Origin of the sequence: Bacillus cereus group sp. MYBK220-1 (assembly GCF_051916445.1) — a bacterium.
GTDB classification, from domain to species: Bacteria; Bacillota; Bacilli; order Bacillales; family Bacillaceae_G; genus Bacillus_A; species Bacillus_A cereus.
The window spans coordinates 39530-54960 of sequence record NZ_JBQAGQ010000007.1; the positions used below are offsets into that span (position 1 = coordinate 39530).

Consider the following 15431-nt stretch of genomic DNA (forward strand, 5'->3'; position numbering starts at 1 on the left):
CCTTTCTACACTTTTTTTATTACTTAACTAAATCTAATTTCTCTTATTGAAAACTAAAAAAGAAACAATATATTACACATTTTATTATGAACAAAACTACCTTTTAATTTACCATAATTTTATTATGGATAATAATTTAACTGTATATTCTATATACTATTAATTCTTTATGATAAATCATTTTCTTATTTTAGATTTTCTTGTTTTGGCACAATTTTAATAGATCTTTTACTAATCCGTATAAGCATGCCAAAAGAGAGAAAGATAAAAAACCCACCAAATAGAGCAAATACAACTGTAGGTGTGAAATGTGCTAATAATACCCCCGAAACAATAGGTCCTACAGCCATTCCCATATATCTAATAAAGTTAAACATTCCCATTGCACTTCCTCTATTATGTTCAAATTCATTTGCAATCATAGTAGCAAATAAAGGAGTAAGGATACCAATTGATATTCCGTGAAGAATTAAAGCAACTGTTACGCCAATTAAAGTTTTCGAGTGTGTCACAGCAAATAATATAACGCTCAAAGCTAATACTACATTTCCAGTTATAAAAAGCTTTTTTTGTGAAATTTTTGATTGAATTGTTTTAAAAGTCATGCTGCCAATTATTAAACTAATAGCCATTGGTAAGTAAAGTACACCCACTACCTGTAAACTTAATTGATAATGATCAGTTAATAAAATTGGTAAGTAAACAAGGAAGGAGAAATAAAGAAAAAATGCAAAGAAACTTAATATTAATATGGAACTGCCCACTTTGCTTTTAAATATAGAAGCATAGTGAGATATAAGTGTTTTCCCACTCAATTCTTTTTTACTTCCTACACGATCATTAGGGAAATATATCCAATTAGTTATAAATAGAATTACAGATACTGCTACAAGTAGCCAGAAAACACCTGGGTAATTATATTTTTGCCCAATAAAACCTCCTAGCACAGGTGCAACAGCAGGTGCAATGGATAACATGGTCTGATATGTACCCATTGCACTTCCTCGTTGTTCTCCTTGAAATACAGTACCAATTGTAGTTGCAGCAATAAGTGGTATTGCAGCAGTCCCTACAGCCTGTAAAATTCTACATATTAAAAATACTGTAAAGTTACTTGTAATTGCACAACCAATACTCGCTATAATTGTTAAAATAATACTCGGAATAAGAATAGTCCTAGCACCTTTAAAATCAATTATAGAACCAAAAACAATTTGCATAATTGCCGTAATAAAAATAAATATAGAAACGGAAAGGTTAACCATTGTTATAGATACTTGGAATGAATCCCGAATTATGGGGATTATTGGAGAATATATATTTTGATTTAAAGAAGCGAAAAAAGCACTAATACACAACAAATATAAAAGAAAAGAAGCACTTGATTTAACACGGTTCATGCTATCCCTCCTAAAAGATTATTAATAATTAGCTAATTTATTTAAGTTATAATAAATTTATTTCTCCAACATTTTATCGTTTATATTTTGTAAAAACTTCAATATTGCGTTTTGTTCAATTTCAGAAAATGAATCAACGAACTGATAAAATTCATCTTCTTTCTGGTCATGAATTTTCTGATGTAATTCACAAAGTGATTGTCCTGCCGGAGTAAGTTGATAATATACCTCCTTTTTGTTATCAACTGACTGAAAACGAGTGATTAAATTTTCTTTTATTAATTTGGTGTTAATTTTTGTAATATTCGCTTTAGATAAATTCATTTTCCTTGCAATTGTAATATTATTTATTGGCTGATTTTCACCAATACAGGCAATTACGTGTATACTTGTCATATTTGTCGGTACATGTTCTATTTCTTCCATTTTTGCTTGCTTAAAAAAAGTCTCAATATCCTTATCTGCCTTTTGTTCATTGAGATGTAACAAATGTAGATAATTATCGTAAATTTTCTGTTTTATGCCCTTATTCATTTAAATGTTTCTACCCTTCTTTTTCTTTTTTGTTTACCAGTAAACTATTTTGATTTTATATCCTCATTTAGCAATTGTCAATTGCTAAATTGAAATTTAACTAATTATGTAAGAACCTTTAATGTATCTATTTTTCACAATTTACCCTAATAAAGTCCTATTATATTAAAGAGTTAGTTTCAATGCATAAAAGTCGTTTTTTTAAATTGTTGACCTAATTATTGTTTACTGGTAAACTTTATATTGTTAACCGGTAAACAATAATTCTAGATAGGGGAGATTATTATGACAAATTTTGTCCATGAACAAACCTTAAAAGCTATTGAAGACTTTGTCATAACAAGAGAAAAGAAAAAATATGCATCTCAAGAGATGATAAAAAAATTAGTTAGTGAATATGAAAATATAAATAAAAATTGGACTCTAACGCAACTACATATTGTTTCGGTTATTCATGAGAGTAAACAACAAATGAATAACTCTCTACTATCTATGGAACTTAATATTTCTAAAGCAACCATCTCTAAAGCTATTCGCGTTCTTATTGATAATAAAATTTTATTGACGCATCAAAATACAGATAATAAGAAGGAAATCTTTTATACTTTAACTGATAAGGGAATACAATTAGCCATTGTTCATAAAAAATTACATAAAATTGCACATGAGCGTTACAGTGAGTTATTCCAACAATTTAATGATTCCGAGTTACAAGTTGTAACAAAATTTTTAGAAGCATGGAAACAATGTATTTAATTTTTTGTTATATCAGCTTAGAAGGTATATGTGTTGACCTTCTCATAAAAATAGAAAAACTAAGGGGTTTTAGCCCCTTAGTAAAAATTGAATTATATTAATAACTAAAATAGCCATGTTTTTTTAAACTAACTTATCAAAAAGAATAGGCATGGAAATAGGTCCACGTGTATAAAGTCCTTTTTCAACATATTGAAAATCTTCTTCTAATTTAATATTTTTCATATTATCTAAGACTACATTTACAACTATTTCAATTTCTGATTTCGCAAACGCTGCCCCTACGCAATTATGAATACCTGATCCGAATGCAAGATGTCTTGCAGCACCACTAAATGCCTTTTTAATATCAAGATCCGGACGATAAATGTTGAATTCATCAGGTCTTTCAAATGCATTAGGGTCACGGTTCGCTGCACCAATCATACAAAATACCGTAGTTCCTTTGGATAGTTGGATACCACTTATTTCCGTATCTTTTGACAATTGACGTGGGATCAATTGCACTGGTGGATTGTAACGTAAAGTTTCTGCAATAGCTAATGGTACTAATGAACGATCACTTAATACATCTTGCAGTTGTTTCGGTTGGTTAATTAAATTATAAATTAATAAAGCAAGAGTCTTATCACCAGGTTCTGTTGCAGCTAATAATATATTTAAAATCAATGCTAGAATATCAGTATCAGTCATAGCTATTCCTTCATATTTTGCACTGCATAATTTAGAAATTAAGTCTTCCTGTGGGTTTAATCTTCGCTCTTTAATAATTGGTTCTAAATAATTAGCTAACTGTTCACTGCACCAAAGAGAATGTTTTTTTGCCTCTGGTGGTTGATTTATACTGGTAATAAAGTCAGCTACACTGCTATGCCATTCTCCTATCTTCTTATGATCTTTCTTATCTAATCCAATCATATCCATTGTTACATAAACAGCAAATGTTCTGCCAAAATCATTAATTAAATCTATCTTTCCATTTGGAAGGTGTGGAAATAGTAAATCTTCTGCATTCTTTTTAATTAAAGGCATTAATTTTTGTAAAGCATCTCCCATAAAACTTCTTAAAACAATTTTTCTTTTCGCAACATGCTCTTTTCCACGCATTTGTGCTAATACTGGTCCACGCATTACTGGCTCAGCACGTTCAGCTAATGATTTTGTTGTAAATGTTTCAGTATCATTCAATATATTACGGACATCTTGATATCTGCTAATAAAATAACTATCAATCTCACCTTCGTAATGTACTGGGTCATTCTGACGTAGGTATGAAAAATACTTATATGGATTTTCTTGAAATTCCTCTGTTAATATATTTACCGTTTGTATAGTATTTGACATATTTCTTCCCCCTTGTATTGGATACTTACTATTTGCTAAGATAAATCTTCCAATTCTTGAACCATTAAATATCCTTGATTTGGTTTCATCTTGATAGAAAAATCATTTCGAACTATCTGTTCACCAAGCTCCCATGGTTTGTGATAAATAAGTACAGCTTCTTGAGCTCCTAAAATTTCAGCTCCGCCAATGAAAAATGGGAGTTCTGCAATTACATATTCTACTGCAATATTTAGCATGTCATTTGATATTTGATCAATATCTATATTAGTACCCCTTGCCCTACCTAAGATGGCTGCATGTGACATTTCTAAGCAAGCATTTCGAAAATCAGTTTCGCTTAAAAAAATATGTTCTGCTTCTGCCCTCATGCAGCTATATGCATTGTTGTCATTAAAATCAGAAAAAGTATGAATAGCGTTTACATTACCACCATGCTCTTTAAGTGCCTTTTCAGCTGATCTTCTATTACGAGATACTTCTTTCCTAACCTTTCTTTCCGCTTTACCTTTTGGTGTTCCTAAAGCCTCAAGTAAATTTGCAGCTTCTTTTCCAGCTAATAAAACACTAACATCATCAAAAGTATGTAATGCCCATTCAATAAGTCTATTAATATATTCATCAGAAAATCTACTATTAAACGGACTAATACCTATTATTGCATGCTTACTACGTTTTAATATTTCAGCACAATTAGTAGATAAGGGTTGAGAACTAAACTTTCGTACATTTCTTACCGCTATAGCATTCGTCATACAATCATCCCTTTAAATAATTTTATCAATATAAACCGTTTTATTGATTTTAAGTAACCAATAATACTTCAAACTACATAAAATAAGAGATAGAATATCTTGATGTTAGAAATGGTGAATAAAAATAATACTAAACAAAAAAACACATAATGTTCACCGGTGAACAAAACCAATTCTATATCGCTACCATTATTTTGTCAATATATATTATTCAGAAAAAATAAACAAAACAAAAAATTAAAATTCTGTTCACAATTGTTTACAAAATAGAAATTTATTTCACAACTTACAGTTATTCATAATAAAAAAGTACAAGTCTTTAATTAAGGACCTGTACTTTTTTATATAATATATTTTATTTCTCGTTTTTTTACTCTTCAATAATAAATTTAGAAAGCAATTCTGTTAATGCATTCACCTTTTCTTTCATCTTGTTGGATTGATTTGCAATTTTTTGAATTGAAACTGCTTGTGATTGAATTGATTGTACTGTTTGAATTGTTTCTCTTTCTACTTGTGTTGCAGTATCAGCTACTAGTGAAAGAGACGCATTTACTTCTTCTGTGCCGGCAGACATCTCTTCTGTTGCTGCAGAGACTTCTTGAATTTGACTTGTGATTTTGTCAATATCTCTCATAATAGATGAGAATGTTTGATCTGCTTGGTGAGCCGCTTCCTTTCCTTCTGCTGCCTTTTGTTCTCCTTTTTGCATGACATGAACTGTGTCTTGAGTATCTTGTTGAATAGATTTGACTAAATGGTTAATTTCATTCGCGGATTCTTTAGACTTTTCAGCCAAATCCCTCACTTCTGCTGCAACCACTGCAAACCCTTTCCCATTCTCTCCAGCACGTGCTGCTTCAATAGCAGCGTTTAAGGCTAGAAGGTTAGTTTGCTCGGCAATATTAGTGATTGCATTCAGAGCTGTATCAATCTGTTGTGTACGTGTAACAAGTCTATCTATTACTTTTGATGTTTCCTCCACGACATCATGAACACTGTTCATTTGAAGAATTGAGTGCTTTATCACTTCACTACCAATATGTATTTGTTCTGTGGTAGTTACTGCTACCTCAGCAACTACAGCTGAAGATTCAGCTACAGTTTGCACACCAATTGTTATTTCATCCATTGAAGATGAACTCTCTTGAATGCTAGTTACCTGTCCTGCTATTTTTACTTTTACTTCAGAAATAGTCTGAACAACCTCATTCGAAATATTAGATGCTCGCATTGTGTCTTGTAAAACACCCTCCGTAGAAGAAATAACTTCTTGTGTTGTCGATTTAACACTTGCAATTAATTGTTGTAGATTATTTAACATACTATTAAAAGACTGTACTATATTTCCTAGCTCATTATTTGCTTTATAAGAAGTACGTATTGTTAAATCACCAGCAGCTACTTTCTTCATATCATTTTGCAATAATAATAGTGGTTGTCGTATAGTTAACTTAATAAGATATCCAATCAATATAACTATGATAATTGCTAAAATTGAAAGGCCTACAAACATTATCATTGTATTTTGAGCACTGTTATTGTTAACTTGTTGTAACTGCTCTGCATTATTACTGTTATATACAATTAGTTCACGAATGGACTGGATTGTTTTTTGCATATTGGGTTCGATTTCTTTTAGATAATAAGCGTAGGCTTCTTCATTATTAGATTTCCCTAATTCTTGTGCCTTTTTCATCTGTGTTCTTAATTCATTAAACTCTTCCTGAAATTTGCTAAATAGCTCTTTTTCTTTATTTGAACTAACTTTAGTTTCGAACAGCTTTAATAACTGATCATTTTCTTTACGAATTACATCCATCTCTTTTATCAAATCGTTCATTCTTTTTTCATCTTTGGATACCATTATTTCCATAAAATTCATATTAACATGATAAAAGTTAGATTCTATCGTCCCTATCCAATCAACTGATTTTAAATTATCTTCATACATATTAGAAGAAGCACTCTTTCCTCTTTCTAATCCCCAAAATCCTATTAGGGATAATACTATACAGGCAATACTTGATATACCTATTAGTATGTTTAGTTTTGTACCAATCTTACTGTTTCTCAATAATTCCAACTAAAAACTCTCCATTCCCATATATAGTTCAATTGATATATTGTATAATAATAATCTGGAATATACGATATTTATTTTTTAAATATATAAATATACATAATTTAAAAAAGTAATAATAATAAAATTTTTTCAGTAAAAGATTTCGCCACTTGAGCATTAAGGGGTAGCACCACATTGCCATCAAGTTAAAAAATAATTTTCACCCAAAACAAAAAACGAGCTGAATTCACATAAATAACTGTAGAGAGATAACAATTTTATTTTGGGAGTACTTTAAAATATTAGCTTGATGGTGATGTGGCGAGAACCCTGTTATTCGTCAATATAACGCTAATGAGGTAATCACATTTTTACATTGTAATTCATTCTATTTGGGTTACAACCGAGATACGTGTAAAAACAGGTCATATACTTACTTTTATTTCCAACGTTATTTAAAATGAGTTTTTTGCCTATTATCTCTTTGTAAAAATCCTTGGTATATCTAATAAATATTTCATTGTTTTTGATTTAAAATAAAGTCGGATATTTTATAATAAAGTTTGATTAAAAGTCCTGTATGATATGCAGGATTTTTTTGTTCCGCAAACGAGCCATATTATAGAATAACACTTATTAAGCCAACTGGGATTGAAGAAAGAATGTTATAATAAATTTTATTATTTTACTGTTTTACATTGGAGGCACTTAACTTGGAAATTAGGAAAGCAAATAAAGAAGAAGTAAAGGGCGTTTCAAAGGTTTATGTTAATAGTTGGAGGACTACTTATCGTGGTCTAGTACCTGACGATTATCTGGATAAATTATCGTACGAAGATGCAGCAAAAAGATGGATTGATTTTTTAAATAACGAAAATGAACCTTTTATTTATGTTGCGATTAATGATACAGGGAATATTATAGGTTTTGCATCAGGTAAACGTATTAATGAGAAGAATTTTGATGGAGAACTATATTCGCTTTATCTCTTACAGGAATGTAGAGGATTAGGTGTTGGTAGGCAGCTTATTTCAGCTATCGCTAAGCATTTTAAAGAAAAAGGTATTTATTCTATGATGGTTTGGGTAATGAAACAAAATAAATCTGGACTTGGTTTTTATGAACGTATGGGAGGAAAAGAATATATTCAAAGGACTAGTACGTTTGGAGGAACAGTAGTAGAGGATGTTGCGTATGCCTGGAAGGAAATTTCAAACTTATGTGTTGAGTAAGAGTAACAACACATATATGAATAGGATGAAAAAGTTTATATACAAGGTTTTGTTCTTTATGGGAAGACAAGTTACTATGTAAAGTGAGAATACTAGAATAGAAGAAAAAGCTTTGCATATTATGCAAAGCTTTTTCTTTATTTACCCACAAAATAGCCAACTGTATAGATAATCCATAAATGAACCGGATAGAAAATATAAAACATATATTTTGTAAGTCTATTATTTAAACCACGTTCTCCATTGTATAAAAAGAAGAATGGTAAAGCGAATACCATCATCCATTGGTTATTATAACCAAATAAACCCATATCCGTGAAAATTTCTCCCGCCATAAGTAACGTTGGAACTTCCGGTAATGAAAGTAATACATATGTGATAATTAACCATATTTTCTTTTCTTTAAAGAAATAGAAGATTAATGTCATGATGACGCCCATAAAACTTGCTTCTGTAAACATTCCTAATGTAGCCACAATAATCGTAGCGGGAATTCCTAATAAATAGTTTTTTGTACGTTTCGTATAATCAATCATACAAAGTAAAACAATACTCATTCCAAGTGACAAGAAAATATTATTGTGAAGTCCACTTTCCCTTGGGAATATGTACTGAATTAGAGCTGAACCCGCAAACATAATCGCTGCCCATATAAATATACGTGTAGCATACTTTTTACGATTTCTTGTATAAAAGAACCCTTCCACTACAAAGTAGAAGAAAATAGGTGCTACAATACGTCCTGGATGATGCATCCACATTGGCATACCAGGAATATAAGCATACACGTGATCAATGACCATAAGGATCATTGCAAAAATCTTTAATTGAAAAGCATTTAACCTCATAAAATCTAAAACCTCCACTTTACATGATACCATTAACCTTTTGCAAACACTCTTTTGTTTTCTTACATAACTAATATACTTTCATAAAAAGTAATAATTGTATTTACAGGAGGTTTTTGTAAAAAGAGAACCTCCTGAATATTAAAAACTCATATAAACTTAATTTATTATACTTAGACTATATAGCTTAACAATTAAAAGCACATATTTTTAATTCATTAGTTTTTTCAAATAACTTTGTCGAATAACGAAAAAGCTTATCACAAATAACATTAAAAATACTCCAACCCCTATTGCTGTAACCCCGTAAATAGCTGGTGAAAAATGTTTACTTAGCCCAATTGTGGTCCCACATAAAAGAACAGCTGCAAGTGCAAATGGGATAAAGATTAATGTTGTTAACTCCTTAGTCACAACAGAAGCTAATTCTTTTACAGAAAAACCGATTTTTCGAATTCCTGCATATTTTTCTTTTTCTCTTTCAATTGACGTTTGCAGATAGAAATACAGAATACTCATTGCTGCGCTCAAAAATATAAGGCTCATCATAAAGCCAATAAAAAAGAACAAGCTTGCTGTAGCTTTTTCAGTCTTATTTATATCAATTTTAGAAAAAATTTGGTGTTTATTCGGTGTTGGTGAAACCTTAGAGAAAATCGTTTCTGATAAGGCGAACTTTTCTGACCAATCCCTAAGTTCATATGCAAATACTTTTAATACAGGATAATCGATTTTTTCATAAATCGTATCAGGGACAATATAGTATACCCTTTGGTGACCTGTCATTAAAATGTTTCGTTTCTCAAAACCCGCATATTTAAGCTTTTCAACTGGAAACGGGTATTCATGAATTAGGTCAGTGTTTGGAAGTTCGTAGTAATTTCCAGCTGCAACATAGTATTCATTATCCTTTAGTGAAATTGTTTTATGAAAGCCCAATGCATTATAATTCGAAACTGACATAAAACCGATATTTCTTTGTTGATCTGTTTTAAAAGCTGAATAATATGCATCATAACTTCCGTCTTTTGATAATGTAGCTTCAATAAATGAAATGTCTTCCTTTTCCGTTGTATTTTCTGGTAATGATATATATTGGAAGCTATAAGGAGATTTAGACTCTGCTACCTTATCTGTATTGTAATAAGAACTGTACAGTAAAATTGCACATAAAAACACTCCTAACAATAGGATAGTTAATAAGTAAATAAGCTGTGCATGAGAGCGTCCTTTTGCTTTTAAGTTTGAAATGTAAAGCATATTTGTTTTTTTTAAGTATGATGGTCGTTTTTGTAAGACACGAATTGAAAACAGAATTCCCTGCGTTATAATAAAATATATGGCCAATAGGGAACTTATAAAGAATAAAATATAAAATACCATTCCGTACGATTCAATCCAATTCATTTCTGACATAAGTGAAAATACTAAAAATCCACTCGTTATCATAGAAAGTAATAACTTCCATGGTGCAGGTTCTATTAACTTTTCTTGTGTTACATCTGCTTTTAAAAGATGAACAGCTTCTTCTTTGTTAATAAAACGTGTAATAAATTTAGAGACTAACAAGAATAGAATTGTAAATAGAACAATCGTTAATCCTACGGCTTGTACCGGTATATACATACCAAAGCTATTTGCATCTAAAACCGTTTTAGTAACCATTAAAAACAAAGGAGCAATTACAAGCCCCAACACAATCGCTGTGAAAATTGCTGCACCAGCAATAATCATATTTTCTCTGAACATCATTTTTCGTACTTGTTTCATAGATGCTCCAGTAATCATAAAAATACCAAGGTTTTTTGTTTTCTTTTTCAAGAACGAAAACATCGAATAGAAAATAAACAGAAACGAAAAAATGTAAACAATAAAACTCATAAGAATCATTCCGAGACTAAGTGTACTTCCTATCTGGATAACCTTAGCCATCGGATGAAATGCTATTATTGAAAATAAGAAAAATATTAAAATAGAAAATACACTGCTTAAAAAGTAAGAAATATATGTCCACTTGTCACGTAAAATGTTTTGAAAGACAATATGATTAAAACTCATACTGGCCACCACCTAAAAATGTAAGAGTGTCCATGATTTCCTGATAAAACTTCTTTTTATTATTTCCACGATACACTTCATTATAAAGAATCCCATCTTTTATAAAGATAACTCGATGTGCAAAACTTGCCACATAAGGATCATGTGTCACCATTAAAATTGCTGTGTTAAACGTCTTATTAATTGACTCAAACAAATTCATTACATCATTTACTGCTTTAGAATCCAAGTTACCTGTTGGCTCATCAGCCAACAATAATCCTGGTTCGTGAATAACAGCTCGAGCGATTGCCACACGCTGTTTTTGTCCACCTGAAATTTCAAATGTACGCTTTTTTAAAATTTCTTTAATCCCCAAAAACATTGCAACTTTCTCTAAACGTTTGTTCATCTCAACAGCTTCTACAGAATCAAGTACTAAAGGTAATAAAATATTTTCCTCTACTGTTAAGGTATGAACAAGATTAAAGTCTTGAAAGACAAAACCTAATTCTTTGCGTCGAAACTTTGCTAGTCCATCATCACTTAATTCATAAGGGTTTTTTGAATTGATTTTAACGGATCCAGTTGTGGGTTGATCAATTGTTGAAATACAATTAAGAAATGTTGTTTTGCCACTTCCCGAAGGTCCCATGACTGCAACAAATTCATTACTTTCTAATTTAAAATCAATACCCTTCAATGCTTTATAGACAATTTCTCCATTGTATTCTTTTTGAAGGTCTTTTACATCTAAAATAGTTTTTGACATTATGTTTCACTCCCTTGTATCTTACAGTATTGAATTATAAGTGGCTTTTTTATTTCTTAACATCTCTCAAAGTGACAGCAATATGACAAAATTGTCACATTTAAAACGGCTACCTTATTTAGCAGCCGTCTCAATATTGCCTGTAAATTCAATTGTAAATATTGTTTCATTATTGTTAGAGTATAAAAAGTATGGATGATTTAATGTAGTTAATATGCTTTTCACTATATAAAGACCGATACCAGTTGCTTCACCTTTTATACGCCCCTTTGTTCCTGTATAAAACAACTCAAATACACGCTTTATTTCACTTTCAGGTATTGTTTCTCCTTCATTTTTAATAAGTAATTTCTCATTTTCGTAAGAAATTATAATTGAAGAGTTTTTATCTCCATATTTGACAGCATTACTTAATAGCTGATATATAACCACCTTAATCCATTTCCGGTCTGAGTATAACAGTATGTGTTCTGGTATATTACTTTTAGGAAAAATTTCTTCCTCTATAAAATAGTCTCTTAAATCATTAATAACTTCCTGTACTACATGTTTTAAAAAAATACCTTCTATCTTTATATCAGCTAATAATTTGGTTGAACGGCTATATGTTAATAATTGATTTAATGAGAAATTGAGTTTATCGCATTCAATTTTTACCTTTTGCCATTCGACCATGGTACTTGGTTCTTTCCATTGATTTGATTGTATAAGTAATTGGATAACAGAAAGAGGGGTTTTCATTTGATGAACAGCATGAGAAATCATTAATTGCTGATCTTTTAAAGAATTCTTATAATCATCTTCTTTTGAAAGAAATAAAGATTGAACGTTTCTCATTTTCTTTGCATATGCTCGTTCAATCGGAGAAATCGGTTGGTAAATAGAGATATTATCAAAACTTATATCCGTTCTTTCAAGATGTTGGTACATTTTCTTGCGACATAAATAACGAAAAATAAGTAAAGTGACTAATAAAGAAAGAGCTAAAAAGATAAAATAAGCGTAATGATTTTCGAATCCATCTAATTGATGAATAATAATTGGCAGACTAATAAATGTAATAATATAAAGAATAATAAAGCTAATATGATCTTTTAAAAATAATTTCATATTAATCTCTCCGTTAACTGATATCCAATTCCTCGTATAGTATTTATTTCTAAATCAGAATTAATGCCTTCTAATTTCTTACGTAGTCTTGCAATATTTACTGTTAATGTATTTTCCTCAACAAATTCTTCCTCATCCCAAATAGCCGTGAGTAGTTGCTGCCTTGTTACAACATTAGGGTACGCTTCAAAAAACATTACAAAAAGTTGAAGTTCTTTTACCGTTAATGGTTCTTCTTTTTTTAAGGTATGCAGTCGCACGGTATCCATATTTAAAATGGTATTCCCTTGTTTTAAAATTCGAATGTGTTCATTCTTTGCATACTCTCCATAAACACGACGAATTTGTCCGTTTATTTTTGCAAGTACAACTCCTAATAAAAAAGGCTTTGTAATGAAATCATCAGCGCCATTTTCTATCCCATAAACTTGATCTGATTCATTCATACGAGCAGAAAGAATCACAATTGGACATTTTGATATTTGTCTTATTTTACGACACCAATAATAACCATCAAATGCAGGAAGAGTAACATCCATTATAACTAAATGGGGTTGAAATTCATGGAAATACTCAAGTACCTTTTGGAAATTTTCTACAACAAGACAGTGATAACCGTATTTTTCAAGATGATCTTTAAGTGTGCTTGCAATATTCATTTCATCTTCTACAATCAATAATTTATACATTTAATCCTCCTATATCATTAATGACACTGTTTTTAATCAATAAATAGTTATGTACTGCTATTTGATAATCCTATTATGTCATTGATATCATTACTATACTACATTTAAAAATTATCTAGTTTTACTCCCAAACATAAAAACACGATCTGCTACCTATGAATAAATACTTATTTAGTAATATAGAATAACCAACTTTTGAATTGGTAATGTTCAGTACATTCTTTTGCATGAATTGCGTTTAATCCATGAGGACATCCTGTATTAGAGCAAGTTTACTATCAGGAATGGAATCATATGTGCGTTTTCCACTTAACTCAAAAGATACAGTTGCATCAGAGTCACCGTGAATTATAAGATTTAATATAAATATAAAATTTACCAATATATATATAAACCAGTATTATAGTTTGATACTAATTTATTTGATTCTTTTATTTATGTGCTTGTTAATTTAGCATAGATGATAAAAAATAAGGTTAATTGTCCTATTATCACAATATTCGGCACTACTATAATTAAATTAATAACAAAAAAGACTGCTAAAATTCCTAAAAACAAGCATAAATGATAAATGTTCAAGCGGTGTTGTTCAAACCTGTATTGATGAAAAACAATTGTAGTTGACAGAAAATAGAGCAATACAGAACCAAAAACAAAATATAAGATAAAAGAATAATAGACCTCATGTAAAAATAATAATCTAATGGATGCTGCAACCATACTCAAAGACATTAAAATAAATAGATGACCGTAAATAATAATTTGACCAGAAGTTTGTCTTGACTTGTCGAGTTTCTTCTCCATGTTATCGAAATATTGCCACCACATCGAAATAATGAGGATAAATGAAATGATCGCAAAGCTTATTGAATCCCAATTTCCTTGTTTAGGTTGAATGACCACAAGAGTGCTTACAAGAGCTTCCCCAAAGAGAATGATGGAGAATAGACCAAATCTCTCTAACAAGTGGGCTGTATTTGTAGGAACCTTTTCTAAACACTTCCTTCCAAGCAGTGGGACAATAATATCGATAAGAATCCCAAAATATAACACAGCATATCGAATCCAAGAATCAAAAAAGACGGATAATAATGAAATAACGATTCCAATCCAAAAATATCTTCCTAAAAAGAGTGCAGCTTTTTTTCGATCCCCCTCTTCTATACGCTGGACAACAAGATATTGAATTGCAGTCACGACCCTTAAGCCAATATAGCCAATTAAAAAAGAAAGATAATAAGGATCAAAATCAGCTGATAAGCTTGATGTCATTATTAGGACAAAAAACATTTGCAGGATCAAAAAAATTCTTTGATGAAATAAATCTTTTCCAAACCGGTTAACAAAGATGGTTTGCCCTACCCAAGCCCACCAGATTGGAATAAAAATTAAGACAAATTTTACTAAATACTCTGCATGGATTTGACCATCTTCAACATGAAGTAAAACATGAGTCGCAGCCGTCACTGCCGCCACAAATAACAAATCATAAAAGAGTTCTAACCACGTCACTTTCTTTTCTTCCATTTCTGCACTCCCTCCTTATAGTTAATAGTATGCTAAAAATATATAGTAATTGGAAGAGAAAATAATATAGACATAAACCATCTCTCCTCATTATTTTATTCAACATAATCCCCTGGAACGTCAGTGTTACATTTTATATAGTTGACTACCCTTGAAATTTTAATATTAAAATACAATACTTTTAGGCCATTTAGTTTTTCTCCTATTTTATCCGCTACGATTCTATCTCCACCATATAGGGGGCACCCTACATGCCCATCAACTTAAGAAATTTTAATACCTTTAAGTACAAAAAAGCGTTTTCATTTCTAAACAGGATAGATTAAAAATGATAACGTTTTTTATTGTATGGATACTAGCTT

The 15431-nt window shown here is 30.5% G+C and carries 13 protein-coding genes and 1 pseudogene; 2 read left to right on the forward strand and 12 right to left on the reverse strand.

Annotated elements, in window-relative coordinates; all coding sequences use genetic code 11:
- Positions 1-185 precede the first annotated feature (185 nt).
- Together ACTFRU_RS23080 and ACTFRU_RS23085 are read right to left on the reverse strand one after the other, a co-directional pair.
- On the reverse strand, positions 186-1400 hold the full coding sequence (locus tag ACTFRU_RS23080; protein WP_440037898.1) for an MFS transporter: 1215 nt from the start codon (positions 1398-1400) through the stop codon (positions 186-188).
- A gap of 57 nt (positions 1401-1457) precedes the next feature.
- Entirely contained in the window at positions 1458-1934 is a 477-nt protein-coding gene (locus tag ACTFRU_RS23085) for a MarR family transcriptional regulator (protein ID WP_069604036.1), read from the reverse strand.
- A gap of 285 nt (positions 1935-2219) precedes the next feature.
- Here ACTFRU_RS23085 and ACTFRU_RS23090 point away from each other — a divergent pair, with 285 nt between their 5' ends.
- A complete protein-coding gene (locus ACTFRU_RS23090; RefSeq protein ID WP_017658172.1) occupies positions 2220-2690 on the forward strand; it encodes a MarR family transcriptional regulator in 471 nt (156 codons plus the stop codon).
- A gap of 123 nt (positions 2691-2813) precedes the next feature.
- On the opposite strand, the gene ACTFRU_RS23095 is transcribed toward ACTFRU_RS23090, so the two are convergent.
- From ACTFRU_RS23095 to ACTFRU_RS23105, 3 genes are all read right to left on the reverse strand, one after another.
- Positions 2814-4034: a cytochrome P450, cyclodipeptide synthase-associated gene (locus ACTFRU_RS23095; protein WP_440037899.1), complete on the reverse strand. Its 1221-nt coding sequence runs from the start codon at positions 4032-4034 to the stop codon at positions 2814-2816.
- Positions 4035-4069: 35 nt separating this feature from the next.
- Complete coding sequence (locus tag ACTFRU_RS23100) at positions 4070-4789, reverse strand: tRNA-dependent cyclodipeptide synthase (RefSeq protein ID WP_069604038.1); 720 nt, start codon at positions 4787-4789, stop codon at positions 4070-4072.
- Between the two features lie 370 nt (positions 4790-5159).
- Complete coding sequence (locus ACTFRU_RS23105; protein ID WP_440037900.1) at positions 5160-6875, reverse strand: methyl-accepting chemotaxis protein; 1716 nt, start codon at positions 6873-6875, stop codon at positions 5160-5162.
- A 692-nt stretch (positions 6876-7567) separates the two neighbouring features.
- Between ACTFRU_RS23105 and ACTFRU_RS23110 the strand changes: the two genes are divergently transcribed.
- The gene (locus ACTFRU_RS23110; RefSeq protein WP_440037901.1) at positions 7568-8086 is read left to right on the forward strand and encodes an N-acetyltransferase family protein; all 519 of its coding nucleotides are present in this window, start codon (positions 7568-7570) and stop codon (positions 8084-8086) included.
- 137 nt (positions 8087-8223) lie between these two features.
- Here the strand turns inward: ACTFRU_RS23110 and ACTFRU_RS23115 are convergent, their stop codons facing one another.
- The 7 genes and pseudogenes from ACTFRU_RS23115 to ACTFRU_RS23145 all read right to left on the reverse strand — a co-directional run bounded on the left by ACTFRU_RS23115 (position 8224) and on the right by ACTFRU_RS23145 (position 15069).
- Positions 8224-8934, reverse strand: coding sequence for a TraX family protein (locus tag ACTFRU_RS23115; RefSeq protein WP_071729441.1), 711 nt, complete (start codon positions 8932-8934; stop codon positions 8224-8226).
- 210 nt (positions 8935-9144) lie between these two features.
- On the reverse strand, positions 9145-10992 hold the full coding sequence (locus tag ACTFRU_RS23120) for an ABC transporter permease (RefSeq protein ID WP_326038731.1): 1848 nt from the start codon (positions 10990-10992) through the stop codon (positions 9145-9147).
- Positions 10982-11743: an ABC transporter ATP-binding protein gene (locus ACTFRU_RS23125; protein WP_042514298.1), complete on the reverse strand. Its 762-nt coding sequence runs from the start codon at positions 11741-11743 to the stop codon at positions 10982-10984. Before ACTFRU_RS23125 ends, ACTFRU_RS23120 begins: the two co-directional genes overlap by 11 nt.
- Positions 11744-11857: 114 nt before the next feature.
- Positions 11858-12853: a sensor histidine kinase gene (locus ACTFRU_RS23130; protein ID WP_440037902.1), complete on the reverse strand. Its 996-nt coding sequence runs from the start codon at positions 12851-12853 to the stop codon at positions 11858-11860.
- Entirely contained in the window at positions 12850-13542 is a 693-nt protein-coding gene (locus tag ACTFRU_RS23135; protein ID WP_071680125.1) for a response regulator transcription factor, read from the reverse strand. The genes ACTFRU_RS23130 and ACTFRU_RS23135 overlap by 4 nt, the downstream gene beginning before the upstream one ends.
- Positions 13543-13709: 167 nt before the next feature.
- Positions 13710-13906, reverse strand: a pseudogene (locus tag ACTFRU_RS23140) (hypothetical protein); the annotation flags it as partial.
- Positions 13907-13977: 71 nt separating this feature from the next.
- Entirely contained in the window at positions 13978-15069 is a 1092-nt protein-coding gene (locus ACTFRU_RS23145) for a low temperature requirement protein A (RefSeq protein ID WP_048538616.1), read from the reverse strand.
- Positions 15070-15431 lie beyond the last annotated feature (362 nt).

Excerpts from the sequence above, each read along its gene's own strand:
- ACTFRU_RS23080 (WP_440037898.1), bottom strand. The coding sequence starts at position 1,400 with ATGAACCGTGTTAAATCAAGTGCTTCTTTTCTTTTATATTTGTTGTGT.
- ACTFRU_RS23085 (WP_069604036.1), bottom strand. The coding sequence starts at position 1,934 with ATGAATAAGGGCATAAAACAGAAAATTTACGATAATTATCTACATTTG.
- ACTFRU_RS23090 (WP_017658172.1), top strand. The coding sequence starts at position 2,220 with ATGACAAATTTTGTCCATGAACAAACCTTAAAAGCTATTGAAGACTTT.
- ACTFRU_RS23095 (WP_440037899.1), bottom strand. The coding sequence starts at position 4,034 with ATGTCAAATACTATACAAACGGTAAATATATTAACAGAGGAATTTCAA.
- ACTFRU_RS23100 (WP_069604038.1), bottom strand. The coding sequence starts at position 4,789 with ATGACGAATGCTATAGCGGTAAGAAATGTACGAAAGTTTAGTTCTCAA.
- ACTFRU_RS23115 (WP_071729441.1), bottom strand. The coding sequence starts at position 8,934 with ATGAGGTTAAATGCTTTTCAATTAAAGATTTTTGCAATGATCCTTATG.
- ACTFRU_RS23120 (WP_326038731.1), bottom strand. The coding sequence starts at position 10,992 with ATGAGTTTTAATCATATTGTCTTTCAAAACATTTTACGTGACAAGTGG.
- ACTFRU_RS23125 (WP_042514298.1), bottom strand. The coding sequence starts at position 11,743 with ATGTCAAAAACTATTTTAGATGTAAAAGACCTTCAAAAAGAATACAAT.
- ACTFRU_RS23130 (WP_440037902.1), bottom strand. The coding sequence starts at position 12,853 with ATGAAATTATTTTTAAAAGATCATATTAGCTTTATTATTCTTTATATT.
- ACTFRU_RS23135 (WP_071680125.1), bottom strand. The coding sequence starts at position 13,542 with ATGTATAAATTATTGATTGTAGAAGATGAAATGAATATTGCAAGCACA.
- ACTFRU_RS23145 (WP_048538616.1), bottom strand. The coding sequence starts at position 15,069 with ATGGAAGAAAAGAAAGTGACGTGGTTAGAACTCTTTTATGATTTGTTA.